This window comes from Variovorax sp. GW821-FHT09D05, assembly GCF_059416325.1.
Map to the genome: position 1 here is coordinate 285,096 of NZ_JBWKOZ010000009.1, position 16,473 is coordinate 301,568.

Genomic DNA, 16,473 nt, shown 5'->3' on the forward strand with positions numbered 1-16,473 from the left:
GGATCAGGTCGCGGGCTTGTCGCTGAGAGCTTTCAGGTTCTCTTTCAGTTGCGGGCTCATCGGCAGGTTCAGCGGCACGTTCTTCGGCGGGATCGGCTGCATGAACCACTTGTTGTAGAGCTTCTCGAACTCGCCGCTCTTCATCAGGCCGGCGAAGGTGTCGTCGACCAGCTTCTTGAAGGCCGGGTCGTCCTTGGGCAGCATGCAGGCATAGGGCTCGACCTGCAGCGAATCGCCCACCACCTCGAAGTCGGCCGGCGTCTTGGCGTTGGCGATCAGGCCGAACAGCAGGATGTCGTCCATGGCGAAGGCCACCGCACGGTCGCTCTCGACCAGCAGGAACGAATCGGCGTGGTCCTTGCCGAGCACGATGTCCATGCCGAGGTTCTTCTCGGTGTTGTACTTGCGCATTACCAGTGCATTGGTAGTGCCGGTGGTGCTGGCCACGGTCTTCTTCGCGAGGTCGGCGTAGTTCTTGATCTTCGAAGACTTCTTCACCAGCAGGCGCGTGCCGGTGTAGAAGTGGTTGATGGCAAAGGCCACGTCCTTGCCGCGCGCGGTGTTGTTGGTGGTGGAGCCGCACTCCAGGTCGACCGTGCCGTTGGTGATCAGCGGAATACGGTTCTGCGAGGTGACGGGCATGAGCGCGACCTGCAGGTTGGGCTTGTTCAGTTTTTTCTTCACCGCCTCGACCACGGCGTTGGAGAGCTCGACCGAGAACCCGATCGGCTTGTTGGGGCCGTCGAGATAGCTGAAAGGCACCGACGACTCGCGATAAGAGAGCGTGATCTTGCCGGACTCGGCGATCTTGGCCAGCGTGTCGGCAGCCTGCGCGCCAGTGGCGCTGAAGAGCACCGTTGCGGCCATGGAAGCCATGAGGACGGGGAGTTTCATGCGAGCCTTCATTCGGTTGGACTGAACATGCGGCCAGTTTAAGAAGCAGCGAAACAAAACAACAATTCCAATTGAAAGCCGACCCATGCCCAAAGGTTATGGACGGGGGTTCTTTTGGCATTTCCGGCCGGAGCCGCGCGCGCCTACAGTCACGGCTCAAGTTCTCAATCTCCGGAAAGTTGCCTCCATGCATGTGTGTGTGCTCGGTGCCGGCATCGTGGGCCTGGCCACCGCCTGGCAGCTCGAACGCCAGGGCCATCAGGTCACCGTGATCGACCGCGCCGCCCCTGGCGCGGGCGCAAGCGGCGGCAATGGCGCGCAGCTCAGCTACTCGTACGTGCAGCCGCTGGCCGACCCGTCGATCTGGAAGCAGTTGCCCAAGCTGCTGCTGTCGCCCACATCGCCGCTCAAGCTGCAGCCGCAGCTCGACCCGCTGCAATGGCGCTGGGGCATGGCCTTTCTCGCGGCCTGCAACGCGCAGACTTCGCGCGACACGACGGCTAGGCTGCTGGCGCTGGCCGCATCGAGCCGTACAGAGTTCGAGGCGATGCGCGCCGATATCGCACCCGATTGCGATTTCTCGGCCACCGGCAAGCTGGTGCTGTATGCCAGCTCGGCTTCGCTCGAAGGTGCGCGCGCACAGCTCGAACTGCAGCGCGCCATGGGCAGCGAGCAGCGCCTGGTAACACCTGACGAATGCATCGCCATCGAGCCCGCGCTCGCAAGCTACCGCGGCCAGATGGCGGGCGCCGTGCACACGCCGAGCGAATGCGCGGCCGATTGCCTCAAGGTGTGCACCGAGCTCATGCGGGCATTGAGCGCGCGCGGCGTGCGCTTCATGCTCGGCGCCGACGTGCATGGCTTTGCGCGCAGCGAGAACCGCATCGCGGCCGTGCACACCAGCGAAGGCGACGTGGAGGCCGATGCCTTCGTGATGGCGCTGGGCTCTGCCTCGCACAAGCTGGGCCGCGCACTGGGGGCCTATCTACCGGTGTATCCGCTCAAGGGCTACAGCATTACCGTGGAGGTCGATCCGTCGCCCGGCGCCGCGCCGCACGTGAACGTGACCGACAGCGCACGCAAGGTGGTGTTCGCGCGCATCGGCTCGCGCCTGCGCGTGGCGGGCATGGCCGAGCTGGTGGGGCACGACGCAAGCATTCCTGCGACGCGCATCGAGACGCTGGCAACGGCGACGCGTGCCCTCTTCCCGCATGCGAGCCGGCTCGAGGAACTGCACCCGTGGACAGGCATGCGGCCCGCCACGCCGAAAGGATTGCCGATCATCGGCCGGCTGGAGAGCGCGCCATCGAACATGCTGTTCAACACCGGTCATGGCGCGCTGGGGTTCACGCTGGCCTTCGGCTCGGCGCTGCGGATCGGGCAGGCCTTGCAGGCCTGAGCGCAGCCTGCCTCCTTCTCAGCTGGTGGTGACCAGCTTGAGCCCGATCACGCCGGCCAGGATGAGTGCAATGCACAGCAGCCGCATCGGTGCGGCCGAATCGCCCAGCACCACCATGCCCACGATCGCGGTGCCCGCGGCGCCGATGCCGGTCCACACCGCGTAGCCCGTCCCCATCGGCAATGTCCGCAGCGAGAGCGAAAGAAGCACCACGCTCGACAGGCCGGCAGCGACCGTGAACAGCGCGGGCACCAGCCGCGTGAAACCTTCGGACGACTTCATCGCAAAGGCGAAGACGATTTCAAGAACGCCGGCAACGCCGAGTAATGCCCATGCCATGGCGTTCAGGCCTTGGCAGCGGCGGCAGTGGCAGCGGGCGTCGAGCGGAACGTGATGCCGAAGCGGTTGAAGGCGTTCATCAGGCCGATCGCGTAGCTGAGGTCGGCCAGTTCCTTGTCGCTGAACTCGGCGGCAGCGGCTTCGTAGTCCGCATCGGGAACGCCGGTTTCAGCGACGCGCGTCACGGTTTCTGCCCAGGCGAGCGCGACCTGTTCGCGGCGGCTGAAGACTTCGCCCGCGTCGTGCCACACCGGAACCAGCACGAGCTTGTCGACCGCCAGGCCGGACTTGAGCAGGTCGCGCGAATGCATGTCGATGCAATAGGCGCAGCCGTTGATCTGCGAAACCCGCAGGTAGACGAGATCGACCAGTTGCTTGGGCAGGCCGCTTTTCTGGACGGCCATGTACACCCCTCCGAAAGCCTTGTAGACCTCGGGCGAAATCTTTGCGTAGTCGATGCGATTGCTCATGAAGAGTCCTTGTGTGCGTGCTGGTTGGAAAGGACTCCATGGTGTCGAATCTTGGTCTAGCCCAGAAGATCCATGAATGGCATTCGATACTGGGCCATGATCTTCCAGATCACATCAGGCTCAGGATGCGCTTTCCGAGCTTCTCGGCGGTGCGCCGCGAGTCGATGTTCGTGAAGTTGACGAGCAGGGCCGAAGCGCCCTCGCCCTCCTTCGTCCAGTCTGACAATGCCTCCGCGTACAGGCCCTCTTCCCGCATGCGCGCCACGAGCTCGCGATCCGATTGCCGGCCTTGCAACCGCAAGATGAGATGCATGCCACCGGGTTGCACGTCGATTCGCACGTGCTGCCCGAGCACGCTCTGCAAGCCCGCGCTGGTCGCCTCGCGACGCTCGGCATAGAGCCTGCGCATCCGCTGGATATGTCGCGCGAAGTGCCCCTCCGTGATGAAGGCGGTGACGATGGCTTGCGTCAGTTCGGGGCTGCCCCCGGCGAAGGTCTGGATGATCTGCTCGAAGCGCTCGACCTGCGACTCCGGCACGACGAGATAGGCCAGCCGGATGCTCGGAAAAAGCACCTTGCTGAAGGTGCCCGCATAGAGCACGCGTCCGTCGCGGTCCAGGCTCTTCAGCGCAGGCAAAGGGCGGCTGACATAGCGGTATTCGCCGTCGTAGTCGTCCTCGACGATCCATGCGTTGTGCCGTCCCGCCCAGTCGAGCAGCGCCTGGCGCCGGGGCAAGGACAGGGAAACGCCCAGCGGGCTCTGGTGCGCCGGCGTAACCACGGCTGCACGCGCGCGCGGCGCCGACTTGATGCCCTCGGAAACGACCATGCCCTCCTGGTCTACATGCACCGGGACAGCCGCGATTTGCATGTGCGCGAGCAGCTCCCGCGTGGGCGGGTAGCCCGGGTCTTCGAGCCAGACGCGGTCTCCGGCCTTCAGCAGGGCGAGGCCGATCAGCTCGATGGTGTGGCGGTATCCCGAGGTCACGAACACCTGCGATGCAGCGCAGTTGATGCCACGCGACACCTGCAGATACGCGGCAATTTCTGCACGCAGCTTTGGCAGCCCGTAGATGGAGGGATGCGCCATGTCGGATGGCTGCATGGCACGCACGCAGCGCGCACCCAGGCGGGCCCATATCTTTCGAGGGAATTCGTCAAGGGCGGGCAGCCCCATTTGAAACGGAAGAATCGAATCCGGCCGGAAACCGATCGAAGAAATTCTCTTGTCGAGCGGAGGCTCCGGAATTGCCACTGGCGTTTGCGGCTTGAGGCCCGGCGCCACGATGGTCCCGGCCTGGCCACGTGCCTGGATGTATCCCTCGGCGACCAGCAAGGAGTACGCGGCTTCGATCGTTCCTCTTGCCAGGCCCAATTCCTTGGCCAGTGCGCGGGCGGCGGGTATCCGGTCGCCGGGCTTGAGCAATCCGCTGGAGATGGCATTGCGAAACCGCTCGTAGATCTGCCTGTAGTAGGGCTCGGCCGCTGCGGGGTCCAGGGGCGATACGGGACTGGTCTTCTCGGCGATCATGGATCAATCACAAGCTCCATTCTTGGCTCTGGAGTGTAGGCCATGCAAATTCTAGGATTGACGCTTCTCCCTTGCGGCCATATCAATCATGAAAATCCTGCACGTCAATTGCAGCTCCCGCGGGCAAGCCTCCGAGAGCTTCAAGCTTTCCCGAAAAATCGTCGATCTTCTGCTGAAGAAGTCGCCCGATGCCGTATTGGTCAAACGAGAAATTGGCGGCGACGCCCTGAGGCATATCGACGCGAATTACGCGTTCGCCCAGCATTCGTCCGCGGCAGAAATAAATCAGGAAGGCTCGATTTCCACATCCGAAGAATTGATCCGGGAACTGGAGAACTCGGACGTCGTGGTCATCGGAACGCCCATGCACAACCTGAGCATGCCCTCTGCGCTGAAGGCCTGGATCGATCATGTCGTTCGGGCGCGCCGCACGTTCAATGTGGGCGCCGCGGGCAAGGTGGGCACGCTGCGCGACCGCCCGGTCTTCATCGCCGTGGCTTCGGGCGGGAGATTTTCCGGGGAACATGCACGGCAGCCGGATTTCCTGACGCCGTACCTGACGACCATCCTGGGCACCATCGGGCTGAAGGACCTGAACTTCTTCTCAATCCAGGGCACGGGCCTCGGCCCGGATGTCGTCGCGCACGCCAGGGCCACGACCGACCTGGCGCTGCAGGCGTATTTCTCTTAGAGCGCCTCTTGGATCGCCTGCTGCATGCAGCGCGTGATGCCGCGCACCGCCACCGAATCGGGCCGCGCCGCAAAACGCAGCGCGCGAATCGGCACCGGAATGTGCGGCTCCAGCGTCAGCACCTCGACCTTCGCGCGGTCCGCCGATCGCGCCGTGCAGCCGTCGACCAGCGCCACGCCGATGCCGTGGTGCGCCATGGCCAGTGCCGCGTGATAGGTCTGCACCGTGACCACCGCCTGCTGGAAGCCCACGCCCGCCTGCCGGCAGGCCTGGCTCAGGCTGGTGCCGACGGGGTCGCGGCTGTCGAGGCCGATCACCGGACGGTTGACGAGATCGTGCAGCGCCACCGAACCGTTGCGCACCAGCGCGCGCGGCAGCATGCCCTTGGGCGCAATGCACACCATGCGGCTGTCGGCCAGCGTCTCCTGCGTGAGCGAGGGATGCACCGCGGGGCTGAAGGCAAAGCCCACGTCGGCTTCCTGCAGCAGCAGCGCCGACATGATCTGCGGCGAGTGCAGCGACTCGACGGTGATCGCATAGCCCGGATGCTTTTCGCGAAAGGCCTTGAGCGCGCGCGGCAAGATGTCGTAGCTCAACGCCAGCACGCTGAGGATGCGCAGCTCGCCCGTGTCGCCCGCGGTGCGCAGGTTGGAAGCAAGCCGCTGCACCTCGTCGAGCTGCGCGAACAGCCGTTCGATATGCGGATACAGCGTGAGCGCTTCTGTGGTCGGCGTGAGCCTGCCCTTGGCGCGCTGAAACAGCGGAAAGCCCAGCTGCAGCTCGGCATGCTGCAGCGTGCGGCTCACCGCCGGCTGCGTGATGTTGATGAGCCGCGCCGCCGCGCTCACGCTGCCAGTGAGCATGATCGCGTTGAAGACTTCGATGTGGCGAAGGCGCATCGCGAACGGCGGGTCAGTTGCCCGAAGCGGTCTTGCCTCGTGCGATGTCCATGACCATGCGGGTGCCGAGGTACAGCCGCGGTTCGATGGAGTTGACCAGCACGTACTCGGCATCGGCCGAGTGCGCGCCGAAACCCTGCAGGCCGAAGCGCTCGATGACGGGCGCCTTGGTCTTCAGTGCCGCGAAGGCCGCGTCGGTACCGCCGCCGGCGGCCTTGTCGTCGGCACCCAGCGGCAGGCCGAGCTCGTCCTTGTAGATCTGCTGCGCATGGCGGGCCATGGCGCGCGAAGCGTCGGTGGCTTCCAGCGGCGGACGGCGGCGCTCGAAGTTCATCTCGACCTTGGCCTCGGGAATCAGCTGTTTCTTCACGCGCTCGTTCACCTGCTGCTCGATGCGGTCGTAGTCGCTGACCTTCAGCACGCGCACGTCGGCGCCCGCGGTGGCGCTGGCCGGAATCACGTTGCGGTTGCTGCCCGACTTGGAGATGGTCCAGTTCATCTTCAGGCCGGTGGCCGGGTCGGACAGGTCGCGCATCTGCAGGATCTGGTGCGAAAGCTCGTACAGCGCGTTCACGCCCAGCTCGGGCGCCGAGCCCGCATGCGAGGCCTTGCCCGTGACATGCAGCGTGACCGAGGCAATGCCCGCCGTGGCGAGCGAGAGCTTGTCTTCCTTGACGTAGGCGCCCTCGAAGGACAGCACCGCATCGTGCTCGCTGCCCATGCGCGTGATGAGCGCGCGTGCGCCGGGCGAGCTGATTTCCTCGTCGCCGTTGATCAGCACGGTGAGCGTGCCGTATTCCTTGAACTTCATTGCCTGCAGCATCGACACGATGTGCGTGATGACGGCCACGCCCTGCTTGTCGTCGGCAATGCCCAGGCCGTAGGCCTTGTCGCCATCGATGCGGAACGGCTGCTTGTTGAGCATGCCCACGGTGTAGACCGTGTCCATGTGCGCGATCAGCAAGATCTTCTTCTTGCCCGTGCCCTTGAAGGTGGCGCGCACCACGCGGCCCATTTTCTCGGGCGTGTCTTCCATGCGGTAGGCCTCGGCGCTCGGGTCGATCAGCTCGACCTGGCCGCCCAGCGCCTTGAACTTCGCGGCGATGAGGTCGGAGATTTTTTCGAGTCCGTCGAGGTCGCGGCTGCCCGATTCGATGGAGACCAGCTCCTTCAGCGTGTCGAGCAGAGCCGGCTTTTCCTTGGCGGCGAGCGAAGCGACTTGCGCGTCGGGTGCGGCGAAGGCGGTGCCGAAGCAGGCCGCGCAGACAGCGGCGAGCAGAAGTTTGCGGTGCGGAAATTGAGTCATGTTCGTGCGTTCTTCTCGGTTGGTTGTCTCGTCTTTTTATTCATCAATGCGCCTTGTCCCAATTGGGACCGACACCGATCTCGGCCAGCAGCGGCACTTTCAGCGCGGCCACGCCGGCCATGAGACGAGGGATTTCGGTGCGCACCCATTCGATCTCGGCCTCGGGCACTTCGAACACCAGTTCGTCGTGCACCTGCATGATCATCCGGGTGCCGCGCTTCTCCTCGTCAAGCACGTTCTGTACCTTGACCATGCTGAGCTTGATCAGGTCGGCGGCCGTGCCCTGCATCGGCGCGTTGATGGCCGCGCGCTCGGCGCCTCCGCGTCGCGGGCCGTTGGGCGAATTGATCTCGGGCAGGTAGAGGCGGCGGCCGAACACGGTCTCCACGTAGCCCTGCTCCTTGGCGAGCGCCTTGGTCTCGTCCATGTAGGCCTTCACGCCCGGGTAGCGCGCAAAGTAGCGCTCGATGTACGAGGCCGCGGCCTTGGTCTCGATGCCGAGGTTGCGCGCAAGGCCGAAGCTGCTCATGCCGTAGATCAGGCCGAAGTTGATGACCTTGGCATAGCGGCGCTGCTCGCTCGACACCTGGTCGGGCGTGGAGCCGAACACCTCGGCGGCCGTGGCGCGGTGCACGTCGATGCCTTCGGTGAACGCGCGCAGCAGCGATTCGTCGCCGCTGATGTGGGCCATGATGCGCAGCTCGATCTGCGAGTAGTCGGCACTGGCGATCACGCTGCCCGCCGGTGCCACGAAGGCCTCGCGCACGCGGCGGCCTTCTGGCGTACGGATCGGGATGTTCTGCAGGTTGGGGTCGTTGCTGCTGAGGCGGCCCGTGACGGCCACGGCCTGCGCATAGTGCGTGTGCACGCGGCCGGTGCGCGGGTTGGCGAGCTGGCCGAGCTTGTCGGTGTAGGTGCCCTTGAGCTTCGACAGGCCGCGGTGTTCGAGGATCTTGGCCGGCAGCGGATAGTCTTCGGCCAGTTTTTCAAGCACCTCTTCGTCGGTGCTGGGTGCGCCGCTCGGCGTTTTCTTGACCACGGGCAGGCCCAGCTTGGTGAAGAAGATTTCGCCGATCTGCTTGGGCGAACCGAGGTTGAAGGGCTGGCCGGCGATGTCGTAGGCCTCCTGCTCCAGCTCCATGATGCGCTTGCCGAGCTCGTGGCTCTGCGTGGCAAGCGTAGGGGCGTCGATCAGCACGCCGTTGCGCTCGACGCGGTAGAGCGCCTCGCTCGAATCCATTTCGAGCTGGTAGATGAAGCGCAGTTTTTCGTCGGCTTCAAGGCGCGGCCACAGCGTGTTGTGCACGTCGAGCGTCTGGTCGCTGTCCTCGCACGAATACTCCGCCGCCTTGGCGATGTCGACCTGGCTGAACGGGATCTGGTGCGCACCCTTGCCGCACAGGTCTTCGTACGAGATGCCGCTGCGACCCAGATGACGTTCGGCCAGGCTGGAAAGACCGTGCGGCTTGTGCACTTCGAGCACGTAGCTCTGCAGCATGGTGTCGTGCGCGTAGCCCTGCACCTCGATGCCGTGGTTGGCGAACACGTGGCGGTCGTACTTGATGTGCTGGCCGAGCTTTTTCTTGGCACCGTTCTCCAGCCAGGGCTTGAGCTTCGCCAGCACCTCGTCGATGGGCAACTGCTCGGGCGCATCGGGGTAGTTGTGCGTAAGCGGGATGTAGGCCGCTTCGCCGGGCGTGACGCTGAAGCTCACGCCGACGATCTGCGCGACCATCTCGTCGAGCGAGGTGGTCTCGGTGTCGATGGCTGCGAGGTCGGCAGCTTCGAGCTTTGCGAGCCAGGCGTCGAACTGCGCCCAGTTCGTGATCGTGTCGTACTTGAGATTGCTCGCGGGCGCGGCGGCCTCCTGCGCTTCGAGCTCGGAGGGCTCGTCGAACAGGCCGCCCTGGTCGCTGTCGGCCTTGGAGGCAGCCTTCTTCTTGATGCTCTCTTCGATCAGCTCGGGCGGCACTTCCTGCGCTTCGAGCGACTTGACCAGGCTCTTGAAGCCGAACTTCTCGTAGAAGGGTTTCAGTTCGGCCGTCTGCGGCGCGCCGACGGGCAGGCCTTCGAGCGACGGCAGGCCGGTAACGTGGCCGTCGAGGTCGCAGTCGGTGCGAATGGTGACGAGGCGTTTGCTCAGCGGCAGCTTGTCGATGGCCTGGCGCAGGTTCTCGCCCGCGGCGCCCTTCACTTCGGCGGCGCGTTCGATCAATGCATCGAGCGAGCCGTATTCGAGCAGCCATTTGGCGGCAGTCTTGGGGCCGACCTTCGGGACGCCTGGCACGTTGTCGACCGTGTCGCCGACCAGCGTCTGGTAGTCGATCATCAGGTTCGGCGGTACGCCGAACTCGGACGTCACACCCGCCACGTCGCGCTTCTTGCCGTTCATCGTGTCGATGATGGTGATGTGCTCGTCGACCAGCTGGCTCAGGTCCTTGTCGCCGCTGGACACGATCACCTCGACGCCCTGAGCGGCGGCGACCTTTGCGAGCGTGCCGATGACGTCGTCGGCTTCCACGTCGGGCACGCTGAGCACGGGCCAGCCGAGCAGCTTCACCACTTCGTGGATGGGGTCGATCTGGCTGCGCAGGTCGTCAGGCATCGGCGAGCGGTTGGCCTTGTACTCGGGGTACCAGTCGTCGCGGAAGGTCTTGCCGGGAGCGTCGAAGATGCAGGCTGCGTAGTCGGCGCGCACCTCGCGCCGCAGCGCAGTCATCATGTTGATCATTCCCCGGATCGCGCCGGTCGCCGGGCTCTTGGGATCGCCGGGCACGGCCCGCAGATCGGGCATCGCGTGGAAGGCGCGGTAGAGGTAGCTCGAGCCATCGACGAGCAGCAGCGTTTTCTTGTCGGTCATCGGGCCATTTTGCCGTGCCCGCGACGGCGTCCGAAGCCACGACGGCACGAGATGTCAACCGACGCCCCGGAACCGGGGGCGAGCCTACAATCAAGGCATGCCTAGCTCCACACTCCTGGTCGCCCGCCGCATCCTGCTGGCGCTGGCTTTCGCAGCCCCCTTTGCCGCCGTACAGGCGCAGCAGCCCGCAGCCGCCCCCGCGGCGGCCCCGGCCGCATCGCTACCAAATCAGGAGCAGGACAAAGCCGAAGGCCGACGCAACCAGAAGGTCGAGAACATCCATACCGAGGACAGCGGTGCCTCGGTCGACGAAGTCCGCTACGGCGGCCGCACGCAGAGCATCAACGTCACGCCCAAGGCCAACGTGCCGGGCTACGAAGTGCTGCCCGCCGACGCGTACACGGGACGCCAGGGTTCGTCCGAAACGGGCGCCAACGGCCCCCGCGTCTGGAACGTGATGAAGTTCTGACCGTGCGTTCTTTCGTCCTAGTTTTTGCAGCGGCAACGCGGCGCTGAGTACCGCGATGGCAGTTTTCACCGAAGTCAGTTTCGGCGAGGCAGACGCGCTCGTCCAACGCCTGGGCCTGGGCCCGCTGCGCGAACTGCGCGGCATCGAGGGCGGCATCGAGAACACCAACTACTTCGCGACCACCGAGTCCGGCGAGTTCGTGTTGACGCTGTTCGAGCGCCTGAGTGCCGAGCAGCTCCCGTACTACCTTTGTCTGATGAAGCACCTGGCGGCTGCCGGCCTGCCTGTTCCCGCGCCCGTGGCGGCAGCCGAGCCCGTCGTCGCCGAGAAGCCCAGGAAGAACCAGCCCCCCGTGCCCGCCGAAGCCGCGTGCGATCTGCTGCACATCGTGGCCGGCAAGCCTGCGGCGGTGGTGCAGAAACTCTCGGGCCACAGCGAACTGGCCCCCGGCACGGCACATTGCGCCGAACTGGGCGCGATGCTGGCACGCATGCACCTCGCGGGGCGCGACTACCCCCGAATCCAGCCGAACCTGCGCGGCCTGCACTGGTGGAACGAGACGGTGCCGGTGGTGCTGCCGTACATCGAGGAATCGCAAGCCGCCCTGCTGCGTGCCGAACTGGCCTACCAGAACCACGTCGCCGAGTCTTCGGCCTATGCAGCCCTGCCGCGCGGCCCGGTGCATGCCGACATGTTCCGTGACAACGTGATGTTCGCGACCGGCGGCGACGCGGGCGCCGCACCGCGCCTGACCGGCGTGTTCGACTTCTACTTCGCCGGCACCGACACCTGGCTGTTCGACCTGGCCGTGTGCCTGAACGACTGGGCCATCGACCTGCCGACCGGCCGGCACGATGCCGAACGCGCCGATGCGCTGCTGTCGGCCTACGAAACCGTGCGAAAGCTGAACGCCGCCGAGCGCGCCCTGCTGCCCGCGATGCTGCGCGCCGCGGCGCTGCGCTTCTGGATTTCCCGGCTCTGGGACTTCCATCTGCCGCGCGAGGCGAGCATGCTCAAGCCCCATGACCCCACGCACTTCGAACGCGTGCTGCGCGACCGCGCCACCCACCCGCATGCCATGGCACAGGCCCTCGAGCCGCTGCTGGCTGCCTGACCTCTACACATGAAACTCAACCTCGTGCCGGCGCGAACCGGCGTCGAATGGGTCCGCCTCGGACTCAAGAACTTCTGGCGGCAGCCGCTGGCCTTTGTCTCGCTGTTCCTGATGTTCATGGCGCTGATCACGAGCATTTCGCAGCTGCCGCTGATCGGCAGATTCATTCCGTTCGTGCTGCTGCCGTTCTCCACGCTGGGCTTCATGGTCGCGGCCTCGGTGGCCGACGCCTCAGCGACCAACACCGATCTTCCTGGGGAAGCGGGCGGCGTGAAGAAGCCAACCGGCGCGCTCATGTTCCTGTCGGTGGCCCGTGCCATGCGAACGGAATGGCGCGCGCTGGCTGTACTTGGCGTGATCTCGGCGGTGTATTGCTTCCTGACCGTGTTCCTGACGGCACTGGTCGATGGCGGCCAGTTCATGCGCAGCTACCTGCTGGGCGAAACCCCGACCAAGGAAGTGCTGGAAAGCAGCCGCTTCCAGATGGCGAATCTGCTTCAGATGTGCCTCGCGCTGCCGCTGGTCGCGGCGATGTGGCATGCCCCCGCGCTGGTCCACTGGCACCGGGTGGAGCCGGTGAAGAGCATTTTCTTCAGCCTGGTGGCGATGTTCCGGAATTTCGGCGCCTATGCGCTGTACTGGCTCGCGTGGTGCGGCGTGCTGGTGCTTGGCCTGCTGGCGGCGGCGCTGGTCGGCACCATCGTGATCGGCGTGGGCTCTCTGGGCTCGGACACCGGCGCAATGGCCATCGGCAACATCCTGATGGTCGGCACGGTGCTGACGCTCGCCGCCATGGCGCAGGCGTCGAACTGGTTCACCTTCCGCGACACTTTCAATCCGGACTGAGCGCCGCCGCTGCAAGCGGCGCCGCAAAGCTCAGATCGGCGTGAGCTTGGCCACCGACAACGCCAGCCACTTCACGCCATGCCGCGCGAACTTGACCTGTGCGCGCGCATCGTCGCCGGTGCCTTCCAGCGCGGTCACCGTGCCTTCGCCGAACTTGTTGTGGAACACCTGCATGCCCGAGCGCAGGCCGTGTGAAGGCGCTGTCTTCTGCGGCGGCACGGGTGGGCTGGCGAAGGTGTCCTTGTCGCGGCTGCTGCCGCCGCCTCCATAGCCACCACCGCTGTAGCCGCCTCCACCGCCGCGCGTGCTCGCGTAGCCTCCGCCATAGCCGAAGGCCGATGGAGTGAAGCCCTGGTTCTTGGGCGTGAGCCACTTCAGCGCGCCTTCGGGCAGCTCGTCGAAGAAGCGGCTCTTGACGTTGTAGCGCGTCTGGCCGTGCAGCATGCGCGTCTGCGAATGGCTCAGGTACAGGCGCTTGCGGGCACGCGTGATCGCCACGTACATCAGGCGGCGTTCTTCCTCGAGGCTCTCGAAATCGCTCATCGAGTTCTCGTGCGGAAACAGGCCCTCTTCCATGCCGGTGATGAACACGCAGTCGAACTCCAGGCCCTTGGCGGCATGCACGGTCATCAGTTGCACCGCGTCCTGCCCGGCTTGCGCCTGGTTGTCGCCCGATTCGAGCGCGGCGTGCGTGAGGAAAGCGGCCAGCGGGCTCAGCGTTTCGCCGGTTTCGGCGTCGGGCGCGAGCGGCTCGTCGAGCACCGGACGGCTCGGGTCGATACCCTGGCTCGCAGGCGACTGGCGCAACTCGTCGACCGGCAGCGCAACGGCGTCGCGGCCGAAGCCTTCCTGCGTAACAAAGCTCTCGGCCGCGTTCACGAGTTCGTCCAAGTTCTCGAGGCGGTCGGCGCCTTCGCGGTCGGCTTTGTAGTGCTCGACGAGGCCGCTGTGGTCGAGCACCAGCTCGATGATCTCGCGCAGGCTCACGCCTTGGGTCTGCTCGCGCAGCACGTCGATCTTGGCAACGAAACCCGTGAGGTTGGCGCCGGCCTTGCCGCCGACGACGCTCACCGCATCGTGCAGCGAACGCCCGGCCGCGCGCGCCGCGTCCTGCAGGGTTTCGAGCGTGCGCGCACCGATGCCGCGCGGCGGGAAGTTGACAACGCGCAGGAAGCTGGTGTCGTCGTCCTTGTTCTCCAGCAGGCGCAGATAGGCCAGCGCGTGCTTGATTTCGGCGCGCTCGAAGAAGCGCAGGCCGCCGTACACGCGGTACGGCACCGAGGCATTGAAGAGCGCCGTTTCGATCACCCGGCTCTGCGCGTTGCTGCGGTAGAGCACGGCCATTTCCTTGCGCTCGTAGCCGTCGCGCGCGAGCTGGCGCATTTCCTCGACCATCCACTGGGCTTCGGCGAGGTCGGTGGGCGACTCGTACACGCGCACCGGCTCGCCCGGACCCTGGTCGGTGCGCAGGTTCTTGCCCAGGCGCTTCTTGTTGTGGCTGATGAGCTCGTTGGCCGAGTCGAGGATGTTGCTGTAGCTGCGGTAGTTCTGCTCCAGCTTGATCTGGTGGCGCACGTCGAACTCGCGCACGAAGTCGGTCATGTTGCCCACGCGCGCGCCGCGGAAGGCGTAGATGCTCTGGTCGTCGTCGCCCACGGCGATCACGCTGCTGTTCTCGCTCGGTGTGAACTGGCCCCCGACGGTGTTGCCGGTGAGCATCTTGATCCACGCGTACTGCAGGCGGTTGGTGTCCTGGAACTCGTCGATCAGGATGTGGCGGAAGCGCCGCTGGTAGTGCTCGCGCACCGGGTCGTTGTCGCGCAGCAGTTCGTAGCTGCGCAGCATGAGCTCGCCGAAGTCGACCACGCCCTCGCGCTGGCATTGTTCTTCGTAGAGGCGGTAGAGCTCGACCTTCTTGCGGTCGTCGTCGCTGCGCACTTCTACGTCGCCGGGGCGCAGGCCGTCTTCCTTGGCGCCGGCGATGAACCACTGGGTCTGCTTGGCCGGGAAGCGCTCGTCGTCGACGTTGAACTGCTTCATCAGGCGCTTGATGGCCGAGAGCTGGTCTTGCGTGTCGAGGATCTGGAAGGTCGACGGCAGGTTGGCCAGTTTCCAGTGCGCGCGCAGCAGGCGGTTGCACAGGCCGTGGAAGGTGCCGATCCACATGCCGCGTACGTTGACGGGCAGCATCGCCGTCAGCCGCGTCATCATTTCTTTCGCCGCCTTGTTGGTGAAAGTCACGGCGAGGATGCCCCCGGCGGAGACCTGGCCGGTCTGCAGCAGCCAGGCGATGCGGGTGGTGAGCACGCGCGTCTTGCCGGAACCGGCGCCGGCCAGGATCAGCGCGTTGCCCTCTGGCAGCGTGACCGCGGCGAGTTGCTCCGCGTTCAGGTTCTGGAGCAGCGGCAGCGCTGGGGGGTGGGCGTCAGCCGCAGGATCGTTAAACAACATCATGCGATTGTAGAAACCACGGCGTATGCGGGTTATATGAAGAACCGGAAGACCTGCCTTTGCGAGACCGCGTAAAATCAATCACCGGGCCCAAGTTTCTTGCGCCCGGTTTTTTGTGGGCGTTTTCCTTGCAGAACGCACCGCGAAAGCCGGCCGGACCAAGCGCTCATTCGTTTCTTTCAACGATTCCTTTCAGGAGCCTGGTCATGCAAATTTTCGATTACGACAACATCCTCCTGCTCCCGCGCAAGTGCCGCGTGGAGAGCCGTTCCGAGTGCGACACCAGCGTCACGCTGGGCGAGCGCAGCTTCCGCCTGCCGGTGGTGCCCGCCAACATGAAGACGGTGGTCGACGAGTCGATCTGCCTGTGGCTGGCGCAGAACGGCTACTTCTACGTGATGCACCGCTTCGACCTCGACAACGTCAAGTTCGTCAAGGAGATGCAGGGCAAGGGCGTGTTCGCTTCCATCTCGCTGGGCGTGAAGAAGGCCGACTACGACACCGTCGACCAACTCGTGGCACAGGGCCTCGTGCCCGAGTACGTCACGATCGACATCGCACACGGCCACGCCGACAGCGTGAAGAACATGATCGGCTACCTGAAGGAAAAGCTGCCCAAGACCTTCGTGATTGCCGGCAATGTCGGCACACCCGAAGCGGTGATCGACCTCGAGAACTGGGGCGCGGACGCGACCAAGGTCGGCATCGGCCCGGGCAAGGTCTGCATCACCAAGCTCAAGACCGGCTTCGGCACCGGCGGCTGGCAGCTGTCGGCGCTCAAGTGGTGCGCGCGCGTGGCGACCAAGCCGATCATTGCCGACGGCGGCATCCGCGACCACGGAGACATTGCCAAGAGCGTGCGCTTCGGCGCGTCGATGGTCATGATCGGCTCGCTGTTCGCGGGGCACGAGGAATCGCCGGGCAAGACGGTCGAGGTCGACGGCGTGCTGTTCAAGGAGTACTACGGCTCCGCCAGCGACTTCAACAAGGGCGAATACAAGCACGTCGAGGGCAAGCGCATCCTCGAACCCATCAAGGGCAAGCTGGCCGAAACGCTGGTCGAAATGGAGCAGGACGTGCAGAGCTCGATCAGCTACGCGGGCGGCCGCGCGCTGATGGACATCCGCAAGGTCAACTACGTCACGCTGGGTGGCGACAACGCGGGCGAGCACCTGCTGATGTAGGCCGCCCCACCCGGGCGCCG

Annotated in this window: 14 protein-coding genes; 6 read left to right on the top strand and 8 right to left on the bottom strand. The window is 65.2% G+C overall.

The genetic code is table 11. From position 1 onward, the window contains the following. Window positions 1-3: 3 nt before the first annotated feature. Window positions 4-894 (bottom strand): transporter substrate-binding domain-containing protein, encoded by an 891-nt coding sequence (locus AC07O3_RS24920; RefSeq protein WP_093075407.1) that lies wholly within the window; start codon window positions 892-894, stop codon window positions 4-6. 187 nt (window positions 895-1,081) lie between these two features. Between AC07O3_RS24920 and AC07O3_RS24925 the strand changes: the two genes are divergently transcribed. Continuing rightward, a complete protein-coding gene (locus AC07O3_RS24925) occupies window positions 1,082-2,293 on the top strand; it encodes a D-amino acid dehydrogenase (protein ID WP_495340578.1) in 1,212 nt (403 codons plus the stop codon). A gap of 18 nt (window positions 2,294-2,311) precedes the next feature. Here the strand turns inward: AC07O3_RS24925 and AC07O3_RS24930 are convergent, their stop codons facing one another. The 3 genes from AC07O3_RS24930 to pdxR form a co-directional block, all read right to left on the bottom strand. Further along, a complete protein-coding gene (locus AC07O3_RS24930) occupies window positions 2,312-2,632 on the bottom strand; it encodes a DMT family transporter (protein ID WP_093075413.1) in 321 nt (106 codons plus the stop codon). A gap of 5 nt (window positions 2,633-2,637) precedes the next feature. After that, entirely contained in the window at window positions 2,638-3,102 is a 465-nt protein-coding gene (locus tag AC07O3_RS24935) for a carboxymuconolactone decarboxylase family protein (RefSeq protein ID WP_097199729.1), read from the bottom strand. A gap of 109 nt (window positions 3,103-3,211) precedes the next feature. Further along, a complete protein-coding gene (pdxR, locus tag AC07O3_RS24940) occupies window positions 3,212-4,633 on the bottom strand; it encodes a MocR-like pyridoxine biosynthesis transcription factor PdxR (RefSeq protein ID WP_495340579.1) in 1,422 nt (473 codons plus the stop codon). Window positions 4,634-4,721: 88 nt separating this feature from the next. Between pdxR and AC07O3_RS24945 the strand changes: the two genes are divergently transcribed. Further along, window positions 4,722-5,324, top strand: a complete 603-nt coding sequence (locus AC07O3_RS24945; protein WP_495340580.1) for an FMN-dependent NADH-azoreductase — start codon at window positions 4,722-4,724, stop codon at window positions 5,322-5,324. Here AC07O3_RS24945 and AC07O3_RS24950 read toward each other — a convergent pair. Genes AC07O3_RS24950 through polA form a run of 3 tightly spaced genes read right to left on the bottom strand, consistent with a single transcriptional unit; the run spans window position 5,321 to window position 10,389 of the window. Beyond that, entirely contained in the window at window positions 5,321-6,223 is a 903-nt protein-coding gene (locus AC07O3_RS24950) for a LysR family transcriptional regulator (RefSeq protein ID WP_093049884.1), read from the bottom strand. The genes AC07O3_RS24945 and AC07O3_RS24950 overlap by 4 nt on opposite strands. Before the next feature lie 13 nt (window positions 6,224-6,236). Beyond that, the gene (locus AC07O3_RS24955) at window positions 6,237-7,529 is read right to left on the bottom strand and encodes a M20/M25/M40 family metallo-hydrolase (protein ID WP_093075423.1); all 1,293 of its coding nucleotides are present in this window, start codon (window positions 7,527-7,529) and stop codon (window positions 6,237-6,239) included. A 43-nt stretch (window positions 7,530-7,572) separates the two neighbouring features. After that, window positions 7,573-10,389, bottom strand: coding sequence for a DNA polymerase I (gene polA, locus AC07O3_RS24960; protein WP_093172009.1), 2,817 nt, complete (start codon window positions 10,387-10,389; stop codon window positions 7,573-7,575). Window positions 10,390-10,486: 97 nt separating this feature from the next. Here polA and AC07O3_RS24965 point away from each other — a divergent pair, with 97 nt between their 5' ends. The 3 genes from AC07O3_RS24965 to AC07O3_RS24975 are packed head-to-tail and all read left to right on the top strand — an operon-like array spanning window position 10,487 to window position 12,818. Further along, a complete protein-coding gene (locus AC07O3_RS24965; protein ID WP_093049875.1) occupies window positions 10,487-10,858 on the top strand; it encodes a hypothetical protein in 372 nt (123 codons plus the stop codon). 55 nt (window positions 10,859-10,913) lie between these two features. Further along, window positions 10,914-11,972 carry a homoserine kinase gene (locus AC07O3_RS24970; protein ID WP_495340581.1) on the top strand — a complete coding sequence of 353 codons (1,059 nt, stop codon included), beginning with the start codon at window positions 10,914-10,916 and terminating at the stop codon, window positions 11,970-11,972. Window positions 11,973-11,981: 9 nt separating this feature from the next. Beyond that, on the top strand, window positions 11,982-12,818 hold the full coding sequence (locus tag AC07O3_RS24975; RefSeq protein ID WP_093172013.1) for a BPSS1780 family membrane protein: 837 nt from the start codon (window positions 11,982-11,984) through the stop codon (window positions 12,816-12,818). Between the two features lie 30 nt (window positions 12,819-12,848). Here the strand turns inward: AC07O3_RS24975 and AC07O3_RS24980 are convergent, their stop codons facing one another. Continuing rightward, the gene (locus AC07O3_RS24980; protein ID WP_495340582.1) at window positions 12,849-15,269 is read right to left on the bottom strand and encodes a UvrD-helicase domain-containing protein; all 2,421 of its coding nucleotides are present in this window, start codon (window positions 15,267-15,269) and stop codon (window positions 12,849-12,851) included. Between the two features lie 206 nt (window positions 15,270-15,475). Here AC07O3_RS24980 and AC07O3_RS24985 point away from each other — a divergent pair, with 206 nt between their 5' ends. Next, window positions 15,476-16,453, top strand: a complete 978-nt coding sequence (locus AC07O3_RS24985) for a GMP reductase (RefSeq protein ID WP_093075435.1) — start codon at window positions 15,476-15,478, stop codon at window positions 16,451-16,453. The last annotated feature ends 20 nt before the right edge of the window (window positions 16,454-16,473 follow it).

Coding starts and splice junctions, on each gene's coding strand:
- AC07O3_RS24980 (WP_495340582.1), bottom strand. CDS start 15,269: ATGTTGTTTAACGATCCTGCGGCTGACGCCCACCCCCCAGCGCTGCCG.
- AC07O3_RS24985 (WP_093075435.1), top strand. CDS start 15,476: ATGCAAATTTTCGATTACGACAACATCCTCCTGCTCCCGCGCAAGTGC.
- AC07O3_RS24935 (WP_097199729.1), bottom strand. CDS start 3,102: ATGAGCAATCGCATCGACTACGCAAAGATTTCGCCCGAGGTCTACAAG.
- pdxR (WP_495340579.1), bottom strand. CDS start 4,633: ATGATCGCCGAGAAGACCAGTCCCGTATCGCCCCTGGACCCCGCAGCG.
- AC07O3_RS24970 (WP_495340581.1), top strand. CDS start 10,914: ATGGCAGTTTTCACCGAAGTCAGTTTCGGCGAGGCAGACGCGCTCGTC.
- polA (WP_093172009.1), bottom strand. CDS start 10,389: ATGACCGACAAGAAAACGCTGCTGCTCGTCGATGGCTCGAGCTACCTC.
- AC07O3_RS24945 (WP_495340580.1), top strand. CDS start 4,722: ATGAAAATCCTGCACGTCAATTGCAGCTCCCGCGGGCAAGCCTCCGAG.
- AC07O3_RS24925 (WP_495340578.1), top strand. CDS start 1,082: ATGCATGTGTGTGTGCTCGGTGCCGGCATCGTGGGCCTGGCCACCGCC.
- AC07O3_RS24965 (WP_093049875.1), top strand. CDS start 10,487: ATGCCTAGCTCCACACTCCTGGTCGCCCGCCGCATCCTGCTGGCGCTG.
- AC07O3_RS24920 (WP_093075407.1), bottom strand. CDS start 894: ATGAAACTCCCCGTCCTCATGGCTTCCATGGCCGCAACGGTGCTCTTC.
- AC07O3_RS24950 (WP_093049884.1), bottom strand. CDS start 6,223: ATGCGCCTTCGCCACATCGAAGTCTTCAACGCGATCATGCTCACTGGC.
- AC07O3_RS24955 (WP_093075423.1), bottom strand. CDS start 7,529: ATGACTCAATTTCCGCACCGCAAACTTCTGCTCGCCGCTGTCTGCGCG.
- AC07O3_RS24930 (WP_093075413.1), bottom strand. CDS start 2,632: ATGGCATGGGCATTACTCGGCGTTGCCGGCGTTCTTGAAATCGTCTTC.
- AC07O3_RS24975 (WP_093172013.1), top strand. CDS start 11,982: ATGAAACTCAACCTCGTGCCGGCGCGAACCGGCGTCGAATGGGTCCGC.